Source organism: Janthinobacterium sp. ROICE36, from assembly GCF_002869965.1.
Lineage (GTDB): Bacteria > Pseudomonadota > Gammaproteobacteria > Burkholderiales > Burkholderiaceae_D > Janthinobacterium.
Genome location: NZ_PEBS01000013.1, coordinates 46,624 through 59,912, shown reverse-complemented (window position 1 = coordinate 59,912; position 13,289 = coordinate 46,624). Strand labels below are relative to the sequence as shown.

At 62.0% G+C, this 13,289-nt stretch carries 12 protein-coding genes; 7 read left to right on the top strand and 5 right to left on the bottom strand.

All coding sequences use genetic code 11. The annotated features are described in order from the left end of the window. The first annotated feature begins 49 nt into the window (after window positions 1-49). From hisF to tatC, 7 genes are all read left to right on the top strand, one after another. Window positions 50-811, top strand: coding sequence for an imidazole glycerol phosphate synthase subunit HisF (gene hisF / locus CSZ94_RS07825; RefSeq protein WP_102121028.1), 762 nt, complete (start codon window positions 50-52; stop codon window positions 809-811). A gap of 26 nt (window positions 812-837) precedes the next feature. Continuing rightward, window positions 838-1,275, top strand: coding sequence for a phosphoribosyl-AMP cyclohydrolase (gene hisI / locus CSZ94_RS07820; RefSeq protein ID WP_102120996.1), 438 nt, complete (start codon window positions 838-840; stop codon window positions 1,273-1,275). Next, window positions 1,272-1,643 carry a phosphoribosyl-ATP diphosphatase gene (locus CSZ94_RS07815; protein ID WP_102120995.1) on the top strand — a complete coding sequence of 124 codons (372 nt, stop codon included), beginning with the start codon at window positions 1,272-1,274 and terminating at the stop codon, window positions 1,641-1,643. Before hisI ends, CSZ94_RS07815 begins: the two co-directional genes overlap by 4 nt. 16 nt (window positions 1,644-1,659) lie before the next feature. Continuing rightward, on the top strand, window positions 1,660-2,031 hold the full coding sequence (locus tag CSZ94_RS07810) for a histidine triad nucleotide-binding protein (protein ID WP_102120994.1): 372 nt from the start codon (window positions 1,660-1,662) through the stop codon (window positions 2,029-2,031). Between the two features lie 80 nt (window positions 2,032-2,111). Beyond that, window positions 2,112-2,348, top strand: a complete 237-nt coding sequence (tatA, locus tag CSZ94_RS07805) for a Sec-independent protein translocase subunit TatA (protein ID WP_102120993.1) — start codon at window positions 2,112-2,114, stop codon at window positions 2,346-2,348. Between the two features lie 48 nt (window positions 2,349-2,396). After that, the gene (tatB, locus tag CSZ94_RS07800) at window positions 2,397-2,930 is read left to right on the top strand and encodes a Sec-independent protein translocase protein TatB (protein WP_102120992.1); all 534 of its coding nucleotides are present in this window, start codon (window positions 2,397-2,399) and stop codon (window positions 2,928-2,930) included. Beyond that, window positions 2,927-3,682, top strand: coding sequence for a twin-arginine translocase subunit TatC (gene tatC / locus CSZ94_RS07795; RefSeq protein WP_102120991.1), 756 nt, complete (start codon window positions 2,927-2,929; stop codon window positions 3,680-3,682). The genes tatB and tatC overlap by 4 nt, the downstream gene beginning before the upstream one ends. Window positions 3,683-3,767: 85 nt before the next feature. Here the strand turns inward: tatC and CSZ94_RS07790 are convergent, their stop codons facing one another. The 5 genes from CSZ94_RS07790 to CSZ94_RS07770 form a co-directional block, all read right to left on the bottom strand. Continuing rightward, window positions 3,768-4,268, bottom strand: coding sequence for a hypothetical protein (locus CSZ94_RS07790; protein ID WP_102120990.1), 501 nt, complete (start codon window positions 4,266-4,268; stop codon window positions 3,768-3,770). A gap of 172 nt (window positions 4,269-4,440) precedes the next feature. After that, the gene (locus CSZ94_RS07785; RefSeq protein ID WP_102121027.1) at window positions 4,441-6,291 is read right to left on the bottom strand and encodes a DUF885 domain-containing protein; all 1,851 of its coding nucleotides are present in this window, start codon (window positions 6,289-6,291) and stop codon (window positions 4,441-4,443) included. A 167-nt stretch (window positions 6,292-6,458) separates the two neighbouring features. Further along, entirely contained in the window at window positions 6,459-6,947 is a 489-nt protein-coding gene (locus tag CSZ94_RS07780) for a hypothetical protein (protein ID WP_102120989.1), read from the bottom strand. Window positions 6,948-7,001: 54 nt separating this feature from the next. Further along, a complete protein-coding gene (locus CSZ94_RS07775; protein WP_102120988.1) occupies window positions 7,002-11,195 on the bottom strand; it encodes a DEAD/DEAH box helicase in 4,194 nt (1,397 codons plus the stop codon). Further along, window positions 11,192-13,135 carry a dipeptidyl-peptidase 5 gene (locus CSZ94_RS07770; RefSeq protein ID WP_102120987.1) on the bottom strand — a complete coding sequence of 648 codons (1,944 nt, stop codon included), beginning with the start codon at window positions 13,133-13,135 and terminating at the stop codon, window positions 11,192-11,194. The genes CSZ94_RS07775 and CSZ94_RS07770 overlap by 4 nt, the downstream gene beginning before the upstream one ends. Window positions 13,136-13,289 lie beyond the last annotated feature (154 nt).

The window sequence follows — 13,289 nt, the reverse complement described above, 5'->3', positions numbered from 1 at the left end:
CGGGGCGTGCGCGTGCATGCCCGGGCCTGGCGACAATCTGGATAACATCATGCTTGCAAAACGTATCATCCCCTGCCTCGACGTGACCAATGGCCGCGTCGTCAAAGGCGTCAACTTCACGCAATTGCGCGACGCGGGCGATCCGGTGGAAATTGCCCGCCGTTATGACGAGCAGGGCGCCGATGAAATCACTTTCCTCGACATTACCGCGTCCAGCGACAACCGCGGCCTGATCTTCGAGATCATCGAAGCGGTGGCGTCGCAAGTGTTCATTCCGCTGACCGTGGGCGGCGGCGTGCGCGTGGTGGAAGACGTGCGCCGGCTGCTCAACGCGGGCGCCGACAAGGTCAGCATCAACACCTCGGCTGTGACGAACCCGCAACTGGTGTTTGAGGCATCGCAAAAGCACGGCTCGCAATGCATCGTCGTGGCCATCGACGCCAAGCAGGTGTCGCCCGGCAAGTGGGAAGTGTTTACCCATGGCGGACGCACTGCCACGGGTCTGGATGCGTTCGCATGGGCCAAAAAGATGGAAAGCCTGGGCGCCGGCGAAATCTTGCTCACCAGCATGGACCGCGACGGCACCAAGGTCGGCTTCGACCTGGGCCTGACGCGCGGCGTGTCGGACGCCGTCAGCATCCCCGTGATCGCCTCGGGCGGCGTGGGCGGCTTGCAAGATTTGGTCGACGGCATCAAGGTCGGTCGCGCGGATGCCGTACTGGCCGCCAGCATCTTCCACTATGGCCAGCACACGGTACAGGAAGCCAAGCGCTTCATGGCGCAGCAGGGCGTTCCCATGCGTCTGGCGTAAACAAAATAGTACCCAGGATATACAACATGCAAAACGGAACCATCGTAGCAAGCAATGCCAAGTGGCTGAAAAAGGTCAAATGGGACGAGCACGGCCTGGTGCCCGTGATCGCGCAGGAAGCGGGCAGCAATGACGTGCTGATGTTTGCCTGGATGAACCGCGACGCGCTGGCGCGCACGGTGGAGCTGGGTGAAGCCGTGTACTGGAGCCGTTCGCGCAAGAAACTCTGGCACAAGGGCGAAGAATCGGGCCACACGCAAAAGGTGCTGGAAATCCGCCTCGATTGCGATGAAGACGTGGTCTTGCTGAAAATCGAGCAAGCCGGCGGCATCGCCTGCCATACGGGCCGCCATTCGTGTTTCTTCCAGAAATTCGACGGCGACGAAAAAACGGGCGAATGGCAGATCACCGACCCCGTCCTGAAAGACCCTGACACGATTTACGCGGAAAGCAAGAGCAAATGAGTGAAACCTTGAAGCGCCTGGCCGCCGTGATCGAATCGCGCAAGCCGGCCAACGGCGGCGACCCCGCCACCTCCTATGTTGCGCGCCTGTTTGCCAAGGGCGATGACGCCATCTTGAAAAAAATCGGCGAAGAAGCGACGGAAACGGTGATGGCTGCCAAGGATGCGCGGCGCGACAACGATGCTTCGAAGGTCCTGTACGAATGCGCCGACCTGTGGTTTCACTCGCTGGTGATGCTGGCGCAGTTCGACCTGACGCCGCAGCAGGTGCTCGACGAGCTGGCGCGCCGTGAAGGCTTGTCCGGCCTCGAAGAAAAGGCCGCGCGCAAGGATGCGCTGCGCGACGCCGGCGAAACAGACAAACACTGACTTTATTGGAGCGTGCGTGGATAACTGTATTTTTTGCAAGATTGCTGCAAAACAAATTCCTTCTTCCATCGTGTATGAAGACGACGACTTGCTGGCCTTCAAGGACATCAACCCGGCCGCCCCCGTGCATTTGCTGCTGATTCCGAAGCGCCACGTGGCCAGCCTGTCCGACTGCGACGATAGCCATACGGACATGCTGGGCAAGCTGCTGCGCCTGGCGCCGAAACTCGCTGCCGAGTTCGGGTGCGCCGTCACGTATGAGGCCGATGGCACGCCTGCCGGCGGCTTCAAGACCATGATCAACAGCGGCCCGAACGGTGGGCAAGAGGTGTATCACTTGCACATGCATGTGTACGGCGGCCCCCGCCCCTGGCGTGGCCAGCACTGATTTCGCCGTGCGCCGGGTTCGCGTGTATACTATCGGCATTGGTTGACGCTATTCGGGCACCGTCCCGCAAGGAGAATGTGATGGGTTCATTGAGTATTTGGCACTGGCTGATCGTTCTGGTCATTGTAATGCTGGTCTTCGGCACCAAGAAACTGGGCAATATCGGCGGTGATATCGGCAAAGCCGTCAAAGGCTTCAAGGATGGCGTCAAGGGCGATGATGATTCCCCTGCAGCCAACACCCCTCCTGCTGCGCCATCGCAAGTGGCCGACAAAAGCACCATCGACGTCGAGACGAAAGAGAAAAGCAAGTTCTGATAGCGTGGCGGGGCGCTTGCCTCGTCCGGTAACAGCCCTTGTCCGCTTATGATCGATCTCGGTCTCTCTAAAATCGCCATCATCGGCGTGGTTGCGTTGATAGTCATCGGCCCTGAAAAGTTGCCGAGAGTAGCACGCATGGCCGGTACCCTGTATGGCCGCGCGCAACGCTACCTGAATCAGGTGAAATCCGAAGTCTCGCGCGAAATTGAACTGGAAGAGCTGAAAAACCTGCAGAAGGAAGTGCAGGATGCGGCCCATTCCGTCAAGCAAAGCGTGGAGAAATCCGTGCATGGCGTGGAAAACTCGATCTCCGGCAACCTGGCCGAGGTGGAAAACGCCTGGCGCGGCGATTCCAGTTCGTATGATGGGCACCACGATGCCCATGAAGCCATGTTGCGCGCCACCAATGATGACCTGGCCCGCAAGGCGCGCGAATTTCGGCGCAAGAAGCTGGTGCGCAATTCCGCCATTCCTGGCTGGTACAAGCAGCGCCATGGCGGCAAGCAGCACGTGCAGTCGGCGGCTGCCCGCGTGGCGCGTTTCCGTCCGCGCGCCAGTTCCTCCTCCTTTTACTCATGAGTAGCAAAGCCCCGGTGGAAGAAACCTTTATCTCGCATCTGGTCGAGCTGCGCAACCGTCTGGTCAAGGCCTCGATCGGCATCGCCATCGTCTGCGCCGTGCTGTTTTACTGGCCCGGCCCTTCGCATATCTACGATTTTATTGCTGCGCCGATGATCGCCTCGCTGCCGGCCGGCTCGAAAATGATCGCCACGGGCGTGATTTCACCGTTCCTGGTGCCGATGAAAGTGACCCTGGTGATCGCCTTCATCGTCGCCTTGCCCTGGGTGCTGTACCAGATGTGGGCCTTCATCGCGCCCGGCCTGTACGCGCATGAAAAGCGTTTGATCGCACCGCTGGTTATCTCCTCATCCCTGCTGTTCATCGCCGGCGTGGCCTTCTGCTACTTCTTTGTCTTTGGCCGCGTATTTCACTTCATCAGTGATTTCTCGCCATCGTCGATTGCCGTCATGCCCGATATTGAAAACTACCTTGATTTCGTCATGTCGATGTGCCTGGCTTTTGGCGCCACGTTCGAGGTGCCCGTGGTGGTGGTGATCCTGGTGCGCATGGGCCTGGTCAGCATTGCCAAGCTCAAGGAAATACGTCCCTACATTATCGTCGGCGCCTTCGTGATTGCCGCCATCGTCACGCCGCCGGATGTGGTCAGCCAGTTCTCACTGGCCATCCCCATGTGTTTGCTGTTCGAGCTGGGCCTGCTGGTGGCGCCCATCTTCGTCAAGGTCACCCAGGCGCCGGAAGAAGTGTCCTAGACGCTTTACAAGAATCGCAAGCAAAAGCCGCTGACCTCACCCGGGAGCAGCGGTTTTTTTTATCGCCGCATGGGTAGGTGAGTGCTTACTGCAGCATCAGTTTGCTGAGGATGCCCAGGTTGAGCAGGATCAGGGTGCTCATCATCCAGTACACGTGTTTCATGTCGGCGCCCTGGCGCAAGTCCATGCGTTCCAGGCGGGCGTCAAATTTTTGCTCGGAATTATCAAATCTGGTATCAAACTTCTGTTCGCAGTTATCGAATCTGGCATCGAACTTCTGTTCAAGTGCATCTATTCGGCTATCAAGTTTCAGTTCCAGTGTATCTATTCTGCTGTCGAGTTTCAGTTCCAGCGCATCTATTTTCACATCAAGGGCCCCTACCCTGGTGTCGACTCTTTGCGCCACCAGCTTGATTTCTCCCAGCAGATTGCGCTCCAGCGCCGCCAGCTCACTATGCACGACCACGGCCGAACCGAGCACATCGCCCAAGGCTGCCGCATGCGCTTCCGCCTGCTGCGTGGGCACGCCTGCCGAGGCGAGGCGTTTGGCGTAATCGAGGGTGTCGAACTGGATGGGCATATGCATGAACGCTCCTGACTATCACCCTAGCAGAAAAATCGGCAATTGCCAGTGAGGAGTACGGTGGCGCTTGCCTTCCCATCAGCTTAATGGCCAGGGCAGCCGGTGGTTTGCGGCGGCGCAAACGGATGCAAAAAGGGCGCCGCAGCGCCCTTTGCAAGCGGATGGCGAGCGCCGCTTAATTCATCAACTCCTTGATGACTTTCACGGGGGCGCTGCCGTAGCTGAGGAATTGCTCGTGGAAATCCTTCAGCACGAATTTGCTGCCCAGCGCTTGCTTGCGCTGTTCGCGCAAGTCCATGATTTCGCTGTAGCCGCTGAAATAGCTGGTCAGCTGAACCGAGCTCAGTTGCACGCGGCGCCATTTTTCCGTTGCTTCACGCTTGGTCTGAAAGGCCTGGCGCGTCAGCAGGTCCAGCGCCTGCTCCTGCGTCATGCCCTGCACGTGCACGCTGTAGTCGAGGATGGTGTTGGTGACGCTGCGCAAGTTCCACTTCGAATACATCAGCCACATTTCCGGCGCATTGTTGCCATAGCCCGATTCAAGCATCATGCGTTCGCCATACACGGCCCAGCCTTCGATCATGGCGCCATTGCCGAAGATGGACTTGACCAGCGACGGCGACTTGTTCGCATACACGAGCTGCGTGTAATGGCCAGGGATGGCTTCGTGGATGTTCAGGATCTGCAAGATCCAGTGGTTGTACTCGCGCAAGCTGCTTTCCGCCTGTTCCGCCGTTTCGCCGTCGAGTGGCGTCACGTTGTAATAAGTGCGGTCATGCGGGCGATACGGGCCGGGCGCCTCGATGCTGGCGCCGGCCACGCCGCGCTGGTAAGCGGGCGTTTCACGCACGACCAGCGGTTTTTTCGGGTCCATCGTCAGCAGCTTGTGGCTGGTCACCCATTCCTGCAATTCCGGGATCTGGCGGCGAATTTCCGGCACGAAATCGGCGGGCGCCACGTGATTACTGGACAGCTTGTCGATCACCATGCCGATCTTCGCCGTGCGGTCTGCCGGCTTGGCCGTGGCGCCCATGGTTTTCACCCACAGCTCGTCGGACAGGCTATCCATGTGCTCAAGCAACTTTTCGCGTGCGGCCAGGGCTTTCTGGTACATCTGCTCGGCGCTCACGCTGGCCTGGATATCGTAGGCAAATTTCTGTTCATACAAGTCCTTGCCGATGCGGAAGGAGCGCGCATTGCCGTTTTGCGCCAGCGCCGCATCCTGCTCCGTCAGCCAGGCGGCATAGCCTTGCACGGCCGTGCGGGCCGCGGCGATGCGCGCGTTGTACAGCTGCTTTTCGAGCGGCGTCAGGATGGACGCCTGTGCCGTCTTGTTCAGGTCGTCAAACACGCTGAGCACGCCGGCGCTCTGGGCGATGGCCAGCTGCGTGTGTTCGCGCGTGGGGTTGACGATGCTGGCGCGCGCGGCCGCATAGTATTGCGGCACGGTGGCGATGCGCTTGAGCAAGGTGCGCAGGCGCTGTGGCTGGGCCGCGTATTCCGTGTTCAGGATGAAGTCGATGGAACTGGCCACGTTGTACTGGGCGGGATTCCATTCGAATTCGCGGAAGGTGGTCAGATACCAGCGGTCCGATTGCAGTTTATTCGTCAGCAAGGCCAGGTCGGTGCGTTGCTTGTCTGACATTTTGCTGGCATTCAGCTTGCCGAACTTGCCCAGCCATTCTTCGATGAAGGCCAGTTGCTTCTGGCGGCTGGCTGCGTCGGGGATGCTCAGGTTGGCGGCACCATCGTACTTGCCGACCGAAATTGCGCTTTCCGGGTCCAGGCGCCACAGGGCCGTGAGGAATTGGCCGCTCAGATTATTCATGGAACGGTCGCTGCTGTTCTCGCTGGCGACGGCGGCGACCGTGGCGGCGCTGACGACGGCCGCTTTCTTGGCGCCGGTTTTCTTCTTGCTGCTGCTGGTACTGGCCTTGCCGTTCTTCTGCGGCTTCTTGGCGGCGCTGGCCGGTGTCAGGGTAAAGGCCATCATCAATGCGGCGAGCGCAACTTTATTTTTTATCAGCATAGTTTATCTCTTGAATATTTTGCTGTTTGTTTTAATCAGAAAATAATAAACTGATAATATAAGTAACAAACAACTATTGAAAGGTTGGCTTTGCTTGCCAGGGCGGCCAAAGATTAGCATTAATTGCCGCGCTTGCGCAGTTTTTTGCCGGTCTGCCAATCCCGCTAGACGACGATGGCGCTGCCTTGCAGCATCTCCTGGTGGCGCGCATTCAGGGTCGCCACGGCATCCTTGCCGCGCGCCATGCCGGTGGCGTGGATTTCGATGTCTTGCGTGTAACGCTGGCTGACGCGCACCGTGTAGGACTGGAACAGCCAGCTCCAGAAGTTCGTTTCATACACGGCTTCATCCATGTCGCGCCATTTGACACCCATGAGTTTCTTTTTCCACGGCAAGATGCCGGATGCCAGCCAGACGCCTGCCTCGTCGTAATACAGCTGATAGCTGCGGATGGTCAGCAGGCGGTAGGCGACGATCAGGGCCGAGCCGATCAGCACCACGAAGGCGGCGCGTGCGTTGTACTTGAAGGCCAGCGGCAGGGCGGCAAAAAACAGTAGCACGGCAATGACCAAAGTGCTGACGTAGGCCGTCCAGGATTTGCCGCACAAAAAGGTGGCGCGCTGGCCGGCGGTGATGGCGATAAAGTCGGTCATGGGGCAAGAAAGAAGAACGGAAAAACGATCATCGCATGGAACGCGGCTTCCCGTTTATTTTTTCAATCCTTCCTGCAGCATGCCCAGCATGTCGTTGGCCGACATGCGCGCAGCCGCGTCGCTGCCTTCCAGCAAGCTGTCGGCCAGGTCGCGCTTGTGCTGGTGCAATTCGACGATGCCCTCTTCGATCGTGTGTTTCGCCACCAGCCGGTAAATGGTGACGGGGCGCAATTGCCCCATGCGGTGGGCGCGGTCGGACGCCTGGTCTTCCACGGCCGGGTTCCACCACGGGTCCATGTGGATCACGTAATCGGCCGCCGTCAGGTTGATGCCCATGCCGCCCGCTTTCAGGCTGATGAGGAAAACATCGCCCTCGCCCGCCTGGAAGGCATCCACGCGGCGCTTGCGCTCCTGCATGGGCGTGCTGCCGTCGAGATACTGATAGCTGACGCCATGCTGTTCCAGGTGCTGACGGATCAGGGTCAGATGGTCGACGAACTGGCTGAAGACGAGCACCTTGTGGCGGTTTTCCAGCAAGCCCGACAGCAATTGCGCGAAGGCCGCCAGCTTGCTGCTGGCCAGGCCCAGTTCCGGCGCCACCAGTTGCGGATTGCAGCAGGCGCGGCGCAGCTTCATGATTTCCGCCAGGATCTGGATGGCTTTCTTCGATGCCGGCCCTTCCACCATGGCCAGCTTTTCCAGCGCTTCGCGGCGCAAGGATTCGTACAGCGCCGTTTCCTGCGGCGACAACTCCACTTCCAGCACAATTTCCGTGCGTGACGGCAACTCCGACAGCACTTGCGTCTTCGTGCGGCGCAAGATGAAGGGCGCGATCAAGCGGCGCAAGCGCAGGCGCGCACCGGCCGCCGCGCGCTTGTCCTGATCTTTCTCAATCGGCCCGGCAAAGCGCAAGTTAAACTGGTCGAGGGTGCCCAGCAAGCCGGGGTTGATGAAGCGGAACAAATTCCACAATTCGCCCAGGTGGTTTTCCAGCGGCGTGCCGCTGGCCACCATGCGGAAATCCCCTTGCAGCGCCATCACGGCTTGCGAGCGCTTGGTGGCGCCATTCTTGATGGCTTGCGCTTCGTCAAGCACGATAGTATGCCAGCGCACGCCGGCAAACAGGGTCGCTTCCTGCTGCAGCAAGCCATAGCTGGCCACCACCACGTCGAAGGGCTGCAATGTTTCCAGCATGTCGGCGCGGTCGCCGCTGCCGAACAGTTTCACGTTCAGGGTGGGCGCGAAGCGCTGCGCTTCGCTGATCCAGTTCATGCACACGGACGTGGGGGCGACGACCAGGGTGGGACCGTTGGGCGCGCGCGCCAGGATCAGCGCCAGCGCCTGTAAGGTCTTGCCGAGTCCCATGTCGTCGGCCAGGCAGGCGCCCACGCCCCACTGCGCCAAGCGCGCCAGCCATTCAAAGCCGGCCAGCTGGTAGTCGCGCAGGTTCGCTTGCAGGGTGCTGGGCAGCTGCGGTTGATAATCGTCGAGGGCGCGCAGGCGCAGCAAGTGCTCGCGCCACAATTTGTCGGCTTTCACGCCGCCCGCATCGTTGGCCAGCTCTTCCAGCGCAAACGCGGCCAACGGGTGGATGTGCACGCCATCGGCATGCGCCTCGCCATACGCGGCCAGTTCCGACAGCCGGCGGTGCAATTCGTCGCTGAGGGCCAGGAACTGATTGTCGCCCAGGGCCACGAAGCGGCTTTTATTGTTCTGCATCAAATCGAGCAAGGCGCGCAAATCCATCACCTTGTCTTCATCGATCTGCACGTCGCCGCTGGCGGAAAACCAGTCTTTTTCGCTCTTGATATTGAGGCGCATCTGGCCGCTGTCGATACGTTTCGACACGCGCATGGTTTCGCCTTCGGGCCAGGCCAGCACAATACCGGAGCCGACAGCGGCGGGGTCGAGCGCTTGCAATTCCACCAGCAGTTGCAAGCCCAGCGCCGGCTGGCCCAGCAGCCACTCGCCATGCTCTTCCTGCGCCTCTTCCAGCACCAGGCAGCGTCCGATCAGCTGGCGCTGCGCTTCGCGCTCTGCATTCAGGTCGCGCCGCGCTTGCACTGCCCGGCCCGCCACGTCGGCAAACACGCTTTCGGCGCCGCTGCCGGGTGCGTAATAGGCGCCATTGTCGAGCAAGGGGCGGACTAAAATCTGCATTTTCAAGCCCTGCTGATAGGGCAGCAGGTGCACGTGCAGGCGGTGGTCGGCCGTGATCGCTTCCGCGTCGCCGGCGCCGCCGCCGATGTCCGATTGCACGGTGACCATCGAGGAGATGGCGCCGATCGCCTGCATCACCTGTTTTTCCGCATGCAGCGGAACGGACAGGCCCAGGCCCACGATGGCGCCGATGCGCCGGTGCTCGTCGAGAATGTGCACCACGCGCAAGCGCGTCGGCGTTTCCCTCTGCACCACGACATTGCTGCCGTTGTCGGGCAGGGGCGGCTGCATGCCCAGCCACAGCTGGCCCTCGTGCGACTTGATCAGGAGTTCGGGCGCACCGGCGATCAGTTCCACGCGCGTGTCGGGATGGTCGAGCCAGAACACGAGGGGGTGGCCCACCAGCAAGACGGCGGCCTTGTCCAGCTCGACTTCATAGCGCGGTGCCGACGAATAATATTGTTTGAACGGCGCGATGCTGCCCGCCGCGCGCGCATCTTGCGGCGTGAGGAAATCGATGTCGCCCGTCTCTTCGGCCAGGCGTTTCAAGCCCATGGCGCGGCCCTTGCTCCAGCCACCGCGCGCGTCGCGCTTCTGTTCGCGTATTTCCACGGCCGTCAAGCCGAAACGCGGGTCGAACGCCACCAGCCACACCAGCCGCGACACGCTGCCCAGCGCTTCGGCGGGCGCGCTCTGCTGCAGGTTGATGAGCGCGCTCAGCTGGCGCTGCCACGCTTCCTGGCGCTCGAACCACGGCGCCATGTCCGTCAAGCCGTGTTGCGCCCGCTTGGCCGTCGCATAGCGCTCCTGCTGCGGCTCGCCCATCAAGCCCAGCAAGCCGGCCGCCTGCGCCGCGATCAAATCGTAGCCGGCGGCATCGGCTTGCTGCACCAGCGCTCGCAGCTGCTCCTTGCGTTCGCTCAATTGCGGTAGCGCCAGCCAGTAGTACAGCAAGGCCTGGAACAGCTGTGCCTGCAGTCCCGTTTCCCAGCTGCGCGTGGGGATGCTTTCCGCCAGCTGCACGCCGGCGCGCACCAGGCGCAAGGTGTTGAGTTGTTGGTAGACGATGCTGTCGTGGTTCGGCTGCGCGCGCAGGGCGATATCGAGGTAGGTTTCGGCGTTTTTCAGCAGCTTGGCGTCGTTGCCGCGCAGCAGGGCCAACACGTACAGGTGGCCGCCGATGCCCGTAAAGCACAGCTTGCGCTTGCCCGCTTCCTTGCGCAATCCTTTCAGGGCCGTTTCAAAGCCCGCCACGGCGTGGGCGTGTTCGCCGCGCAACAGGGCGATGCTGCTGTCGACAAACAGCGCCTGCGGCCCCTGCTGGCCTGCCAGGTAGCGCGCGGCCGCGTCGAGTTCGCCGCACAGCAGGGCGTCTTCGGCCAGGGCCAGCGGCAGGGCGGCACCGAGATGGTCGCCGGCTGCCGCCTGGCGCGCGTGGTGGGCGCGCGCATAGGCGCGGATGGCGAGCGCCGTGGCCGGCTCTCGCGGCGCGTTGCCCAACAGCACGGCGAGGATGTCATCCTGCAGTTGTGGCATGACGAAAGACAACATTTCCGGTTCGAACGGTCGGCCGAAAATCTCGATCAGCGGATGCAGCTGCTGCGCTTCATAGCACGCCATGCAGGCGGCCAGGATGGCGGCCACGTGGCGTACCTCGTCATTGCGCAGCAGGGCGATGCGCAAGCGCGCCACGCCTTGCCGGTAGCTGCGCAATTCCACATAGCCATCCCAGTTGCGGCGCACGGGGTTGATGGTTTCGATGGCCTGGCACAGGTCGCGGAACGCCAGGTGCTCGATGGCCGCGCGCATGGCGGGCCAGCGCAGCTTGGCTTCGCAGGCGTAGCCGCGTCCCACCACCTCGGACGCCAGCGCATGCCGCGTCACATGCTGCAGCATGCCCGTGACGGTGAGCAGGGCAAACGGCGTGCCGTCCGGCTCGACGACATTGGCGCGCTGCAAGTGTTCATACACGGCATGCTTGCCCACCGGCTCGCCCGCAATCGCCAGCAGGGCCAGGATCATCTGTTCGTTCTGCTCCAGGGCGGCGAATTGGTCCAGCAGTGGCTGGTCTGAATGCGGGTCTGTCATGCGGGTAAATTGGCGATATGCACGGGCGGCTCGCCGGCCGCCACGGGCAGGCCGAACACGCGCTGGTAGAAATACAGTTCCGCCTCCAGCGTGCGCACGATGTTTTCCGCCTTGCGGAAACCGTGGCCTTCGCCTTCCAGTGGCACATACGCGACGGGCACGCCGCGCGCCTGCAGGGCGTCGACCATCTGCTGCGACTGTTGCGGCGGCACCACCTTGTCATCCAGGCCCTGGAAGAAGATCATGGGGCGCGACAATTTATCCGTGTGGTGGATGGGCGAGCGCTCGCGGTACAGCGCTTCGGCTTGCGGCTGCGAAGCGATCAGGTAATCGGTGTAGCGCGATTCGAATTTGTGCGAATCGTCGTCCAGGCCCTTCAGGTCGGACACGCCGTAGTAACTGGCGCCGGCCTTGAAGACGTCGTGGAAGGTCAGCGCGCACAGGGTCGTCAGGCCGCCCGCGCTGCCGCCGCGGATGATCAGGCGCTCGGGGTCGGCCAGGCCGTTGGCCGCCAGGTAGCGCGCGCCGGCGATGCAGTCTTCCACGTCGACGATGCCCCATTGCCCGCGCAGCGCGTCGCGGTATTCGCGGCCGAAGCCGCTGCTGCCGCCATAGTTGACGTCGAGCACGCCGATGCCGCGGCTGGTCCAGTACTGCGTCGCCAGTTTCAAGGTATTGCTGGCCATGCTGGTGGGGCCGCCATGGCTGATGACGATGACGGGCGGCAAGGTTCCTGCCGGCGCCTGCACGTCGCCATTGGTGGGCGCATAAAAGAAGGCGTAGGCCGTGCGACCATTGCTGCTAGGAAAGCTCAAGCTGCGCGGCACGGACAGGTAGTCGAGCGCGGGCAAATGTGCGATCGACTGCGCCAGCACTTCCAGCTCATGGTTCGACAGGTCGATGCGCGCCAGTTCCAGCGCGATGGTGGGGCTGCCACCGAGCAGTGCGACGCAGCCGGGCGCCACGCGCAGTTCGCGGATTTCCTGGTACGGGTGGGGGATAGGCTCCAGTTTCGCCTCGGCCACGTTCAATTGCGCCAGGTAGCTGACGCCGGCCTGGATATACGTGCAGACGATCTCGTCGTCGGAAAGAAAACCGTACATGCTGGCGCCGAAGGTCCAGTGCGGCGTGGCAAATTCCGCCTCCATCGGGCACAGCGCCTCGATGTCGGCGCCGTGCAGGCGGTACAAATTCCACCAGCCGCTGCTGTCGGAAACAAAGTGCAGCAAGCCATTCGGCGACCATTCCGGCTGGCAAATCGATTCGCGCGCGCCGCCGGCGATCAGGCGTGGCGAACCCAGGCTGCCATCTGCGTGCACGTCGGCCAGCCACAGTTCCGTGCCTTGCCACGGCAGGCGCGGGTGGTCCCAGCTGATCCAGGTCAGTTGGCTGCCGTCCGGCGACAAGCGCGGCGCCGCATAAAAATCGCGGCCCCGTGCCAGTACCGTGTCGCGCCCGTCGAAGCCGACGGCGGCCAGGCAGTTTTCCGGATGCGCGTGGCCTTCTGCCGGATGCTGTTCGCGCACGGCGATCAAACGGGCACGGGGCGCATCGACGACGAAGTCCGCATGGCGCGTGTTGCCGCCCGTGGTGAAAGCTTCCGGCGCGCCGTCGCCAGCCACGCGGTACAGGCAATTGTCGGCGAAATGTGAAAAATACACGGTATCGCCGGCAACGGCATACGCGCCGCCGCCGTATTCATGTACGCGGGTGCGTACATTGAAGGGCGCCGGCGTCAATTCATCGACCCGCGCGCCGCGCTGGCGCAGCAGGGTGTTGCGGCCGGCCTCGCTGGCGCGCCCGGCCAGCCAGAGCACATCGGTCCCATCCGCACCGCCCAGGGCCAGCTGCGTCAGCGGCGAGGCGCCAGCGGCGACGATGGCCGCGCTGATCGGCGATGGCCAAATGCCATAAGGGGTGCTGGATGCGGTCGAGGTCATGCGGGCTCCGTGTCGTGGTGGGAAGAGGGGGCCTCCAGGCGGCGTCAGGCAGCGCGGCGGCGTGCATCATCATAATGGAAGGGGCGGCACAACGAAAGTCATCGCTGTGCGTGGCAAATGCGGCAAAGTGGCACTGGAATCAATGAAATGGCAG

What these genes read in the sequence shown, in the direction of transcription:
- hisF (WP_102121028.1), top strand. Translation starts at nt 50, where the DNA reads ATGCTTGCAAAACGTATCATCCCCTGCCTCGACGTGACCAATGGCCGC.
- hisI (WP_102120996.1), top strand. Translation starts at nt 838, where the DNA reads ATGCAAAACGGAACCATCGTAGCAAGCAATGCCAAGTGGCTGAAAAAG.
- CSZ94_RS07815 (WP_102120995.1), top strand. Translation starts at nt 1,272, where the DNA reads ATGAGTGAAACCTTGAAGCGCCTGGCCGCCGTGATCGAATCGCGCAAG.
- tatA (WP_102120993.1), top strand. Translation starts at nt 2,112, where the DNA reads ATGGGTTCATTGAGTATTTGGCACTGGCTGATCGTTCTGGTCATTGTA.
- tatB (WP_102120992.1), top strand. Translation starts at nt 2,397, where the DNA reads ATGATCGATCTCGGTCTCTCTAAAATCGCCATCATCGGCGTGGTTGCG.
- tatC (WP_102120991.1), top strand. Translation starts at nt 2,927, where the DNA reads ATGAGTAGCAAAGCCCCGGTGGAAGAAACCTTTATCTCGCATCTGGTC.
- CSZ94_RS07790 (WP_102120990.1), bottom strand. Translation starts at nt 4,268, where the DNA reads ATGCATATGCCCATCCAGTTCGACACCCTCGATTACGCCAAACGCCTC.
- CSZ94_RS07780 (WP_102120989.1), bottom strand. Translation starts at nt 6,947, where the DNA reads ATGACCGACTTTATCGCCATCACCGCCGGCCAGCGCGCCACCTTTTTG.
- CSZ94_RS07775 (WP_102120988.1), bottom strand. Translation starts at nt 11,195, where the DNA reads ATGACAGACCCGCATTCAGACCAGCCACTGCTGGACCAATTCGCCGCC.
- CSZ94_RS07770 (WP_102120987.1), bottom strand. Translation starts at nt 13,135, where the DNA reads ATGACCTCGACCGCATCCAGCACCCCTTATGGCATTTGGCCATCGCCG.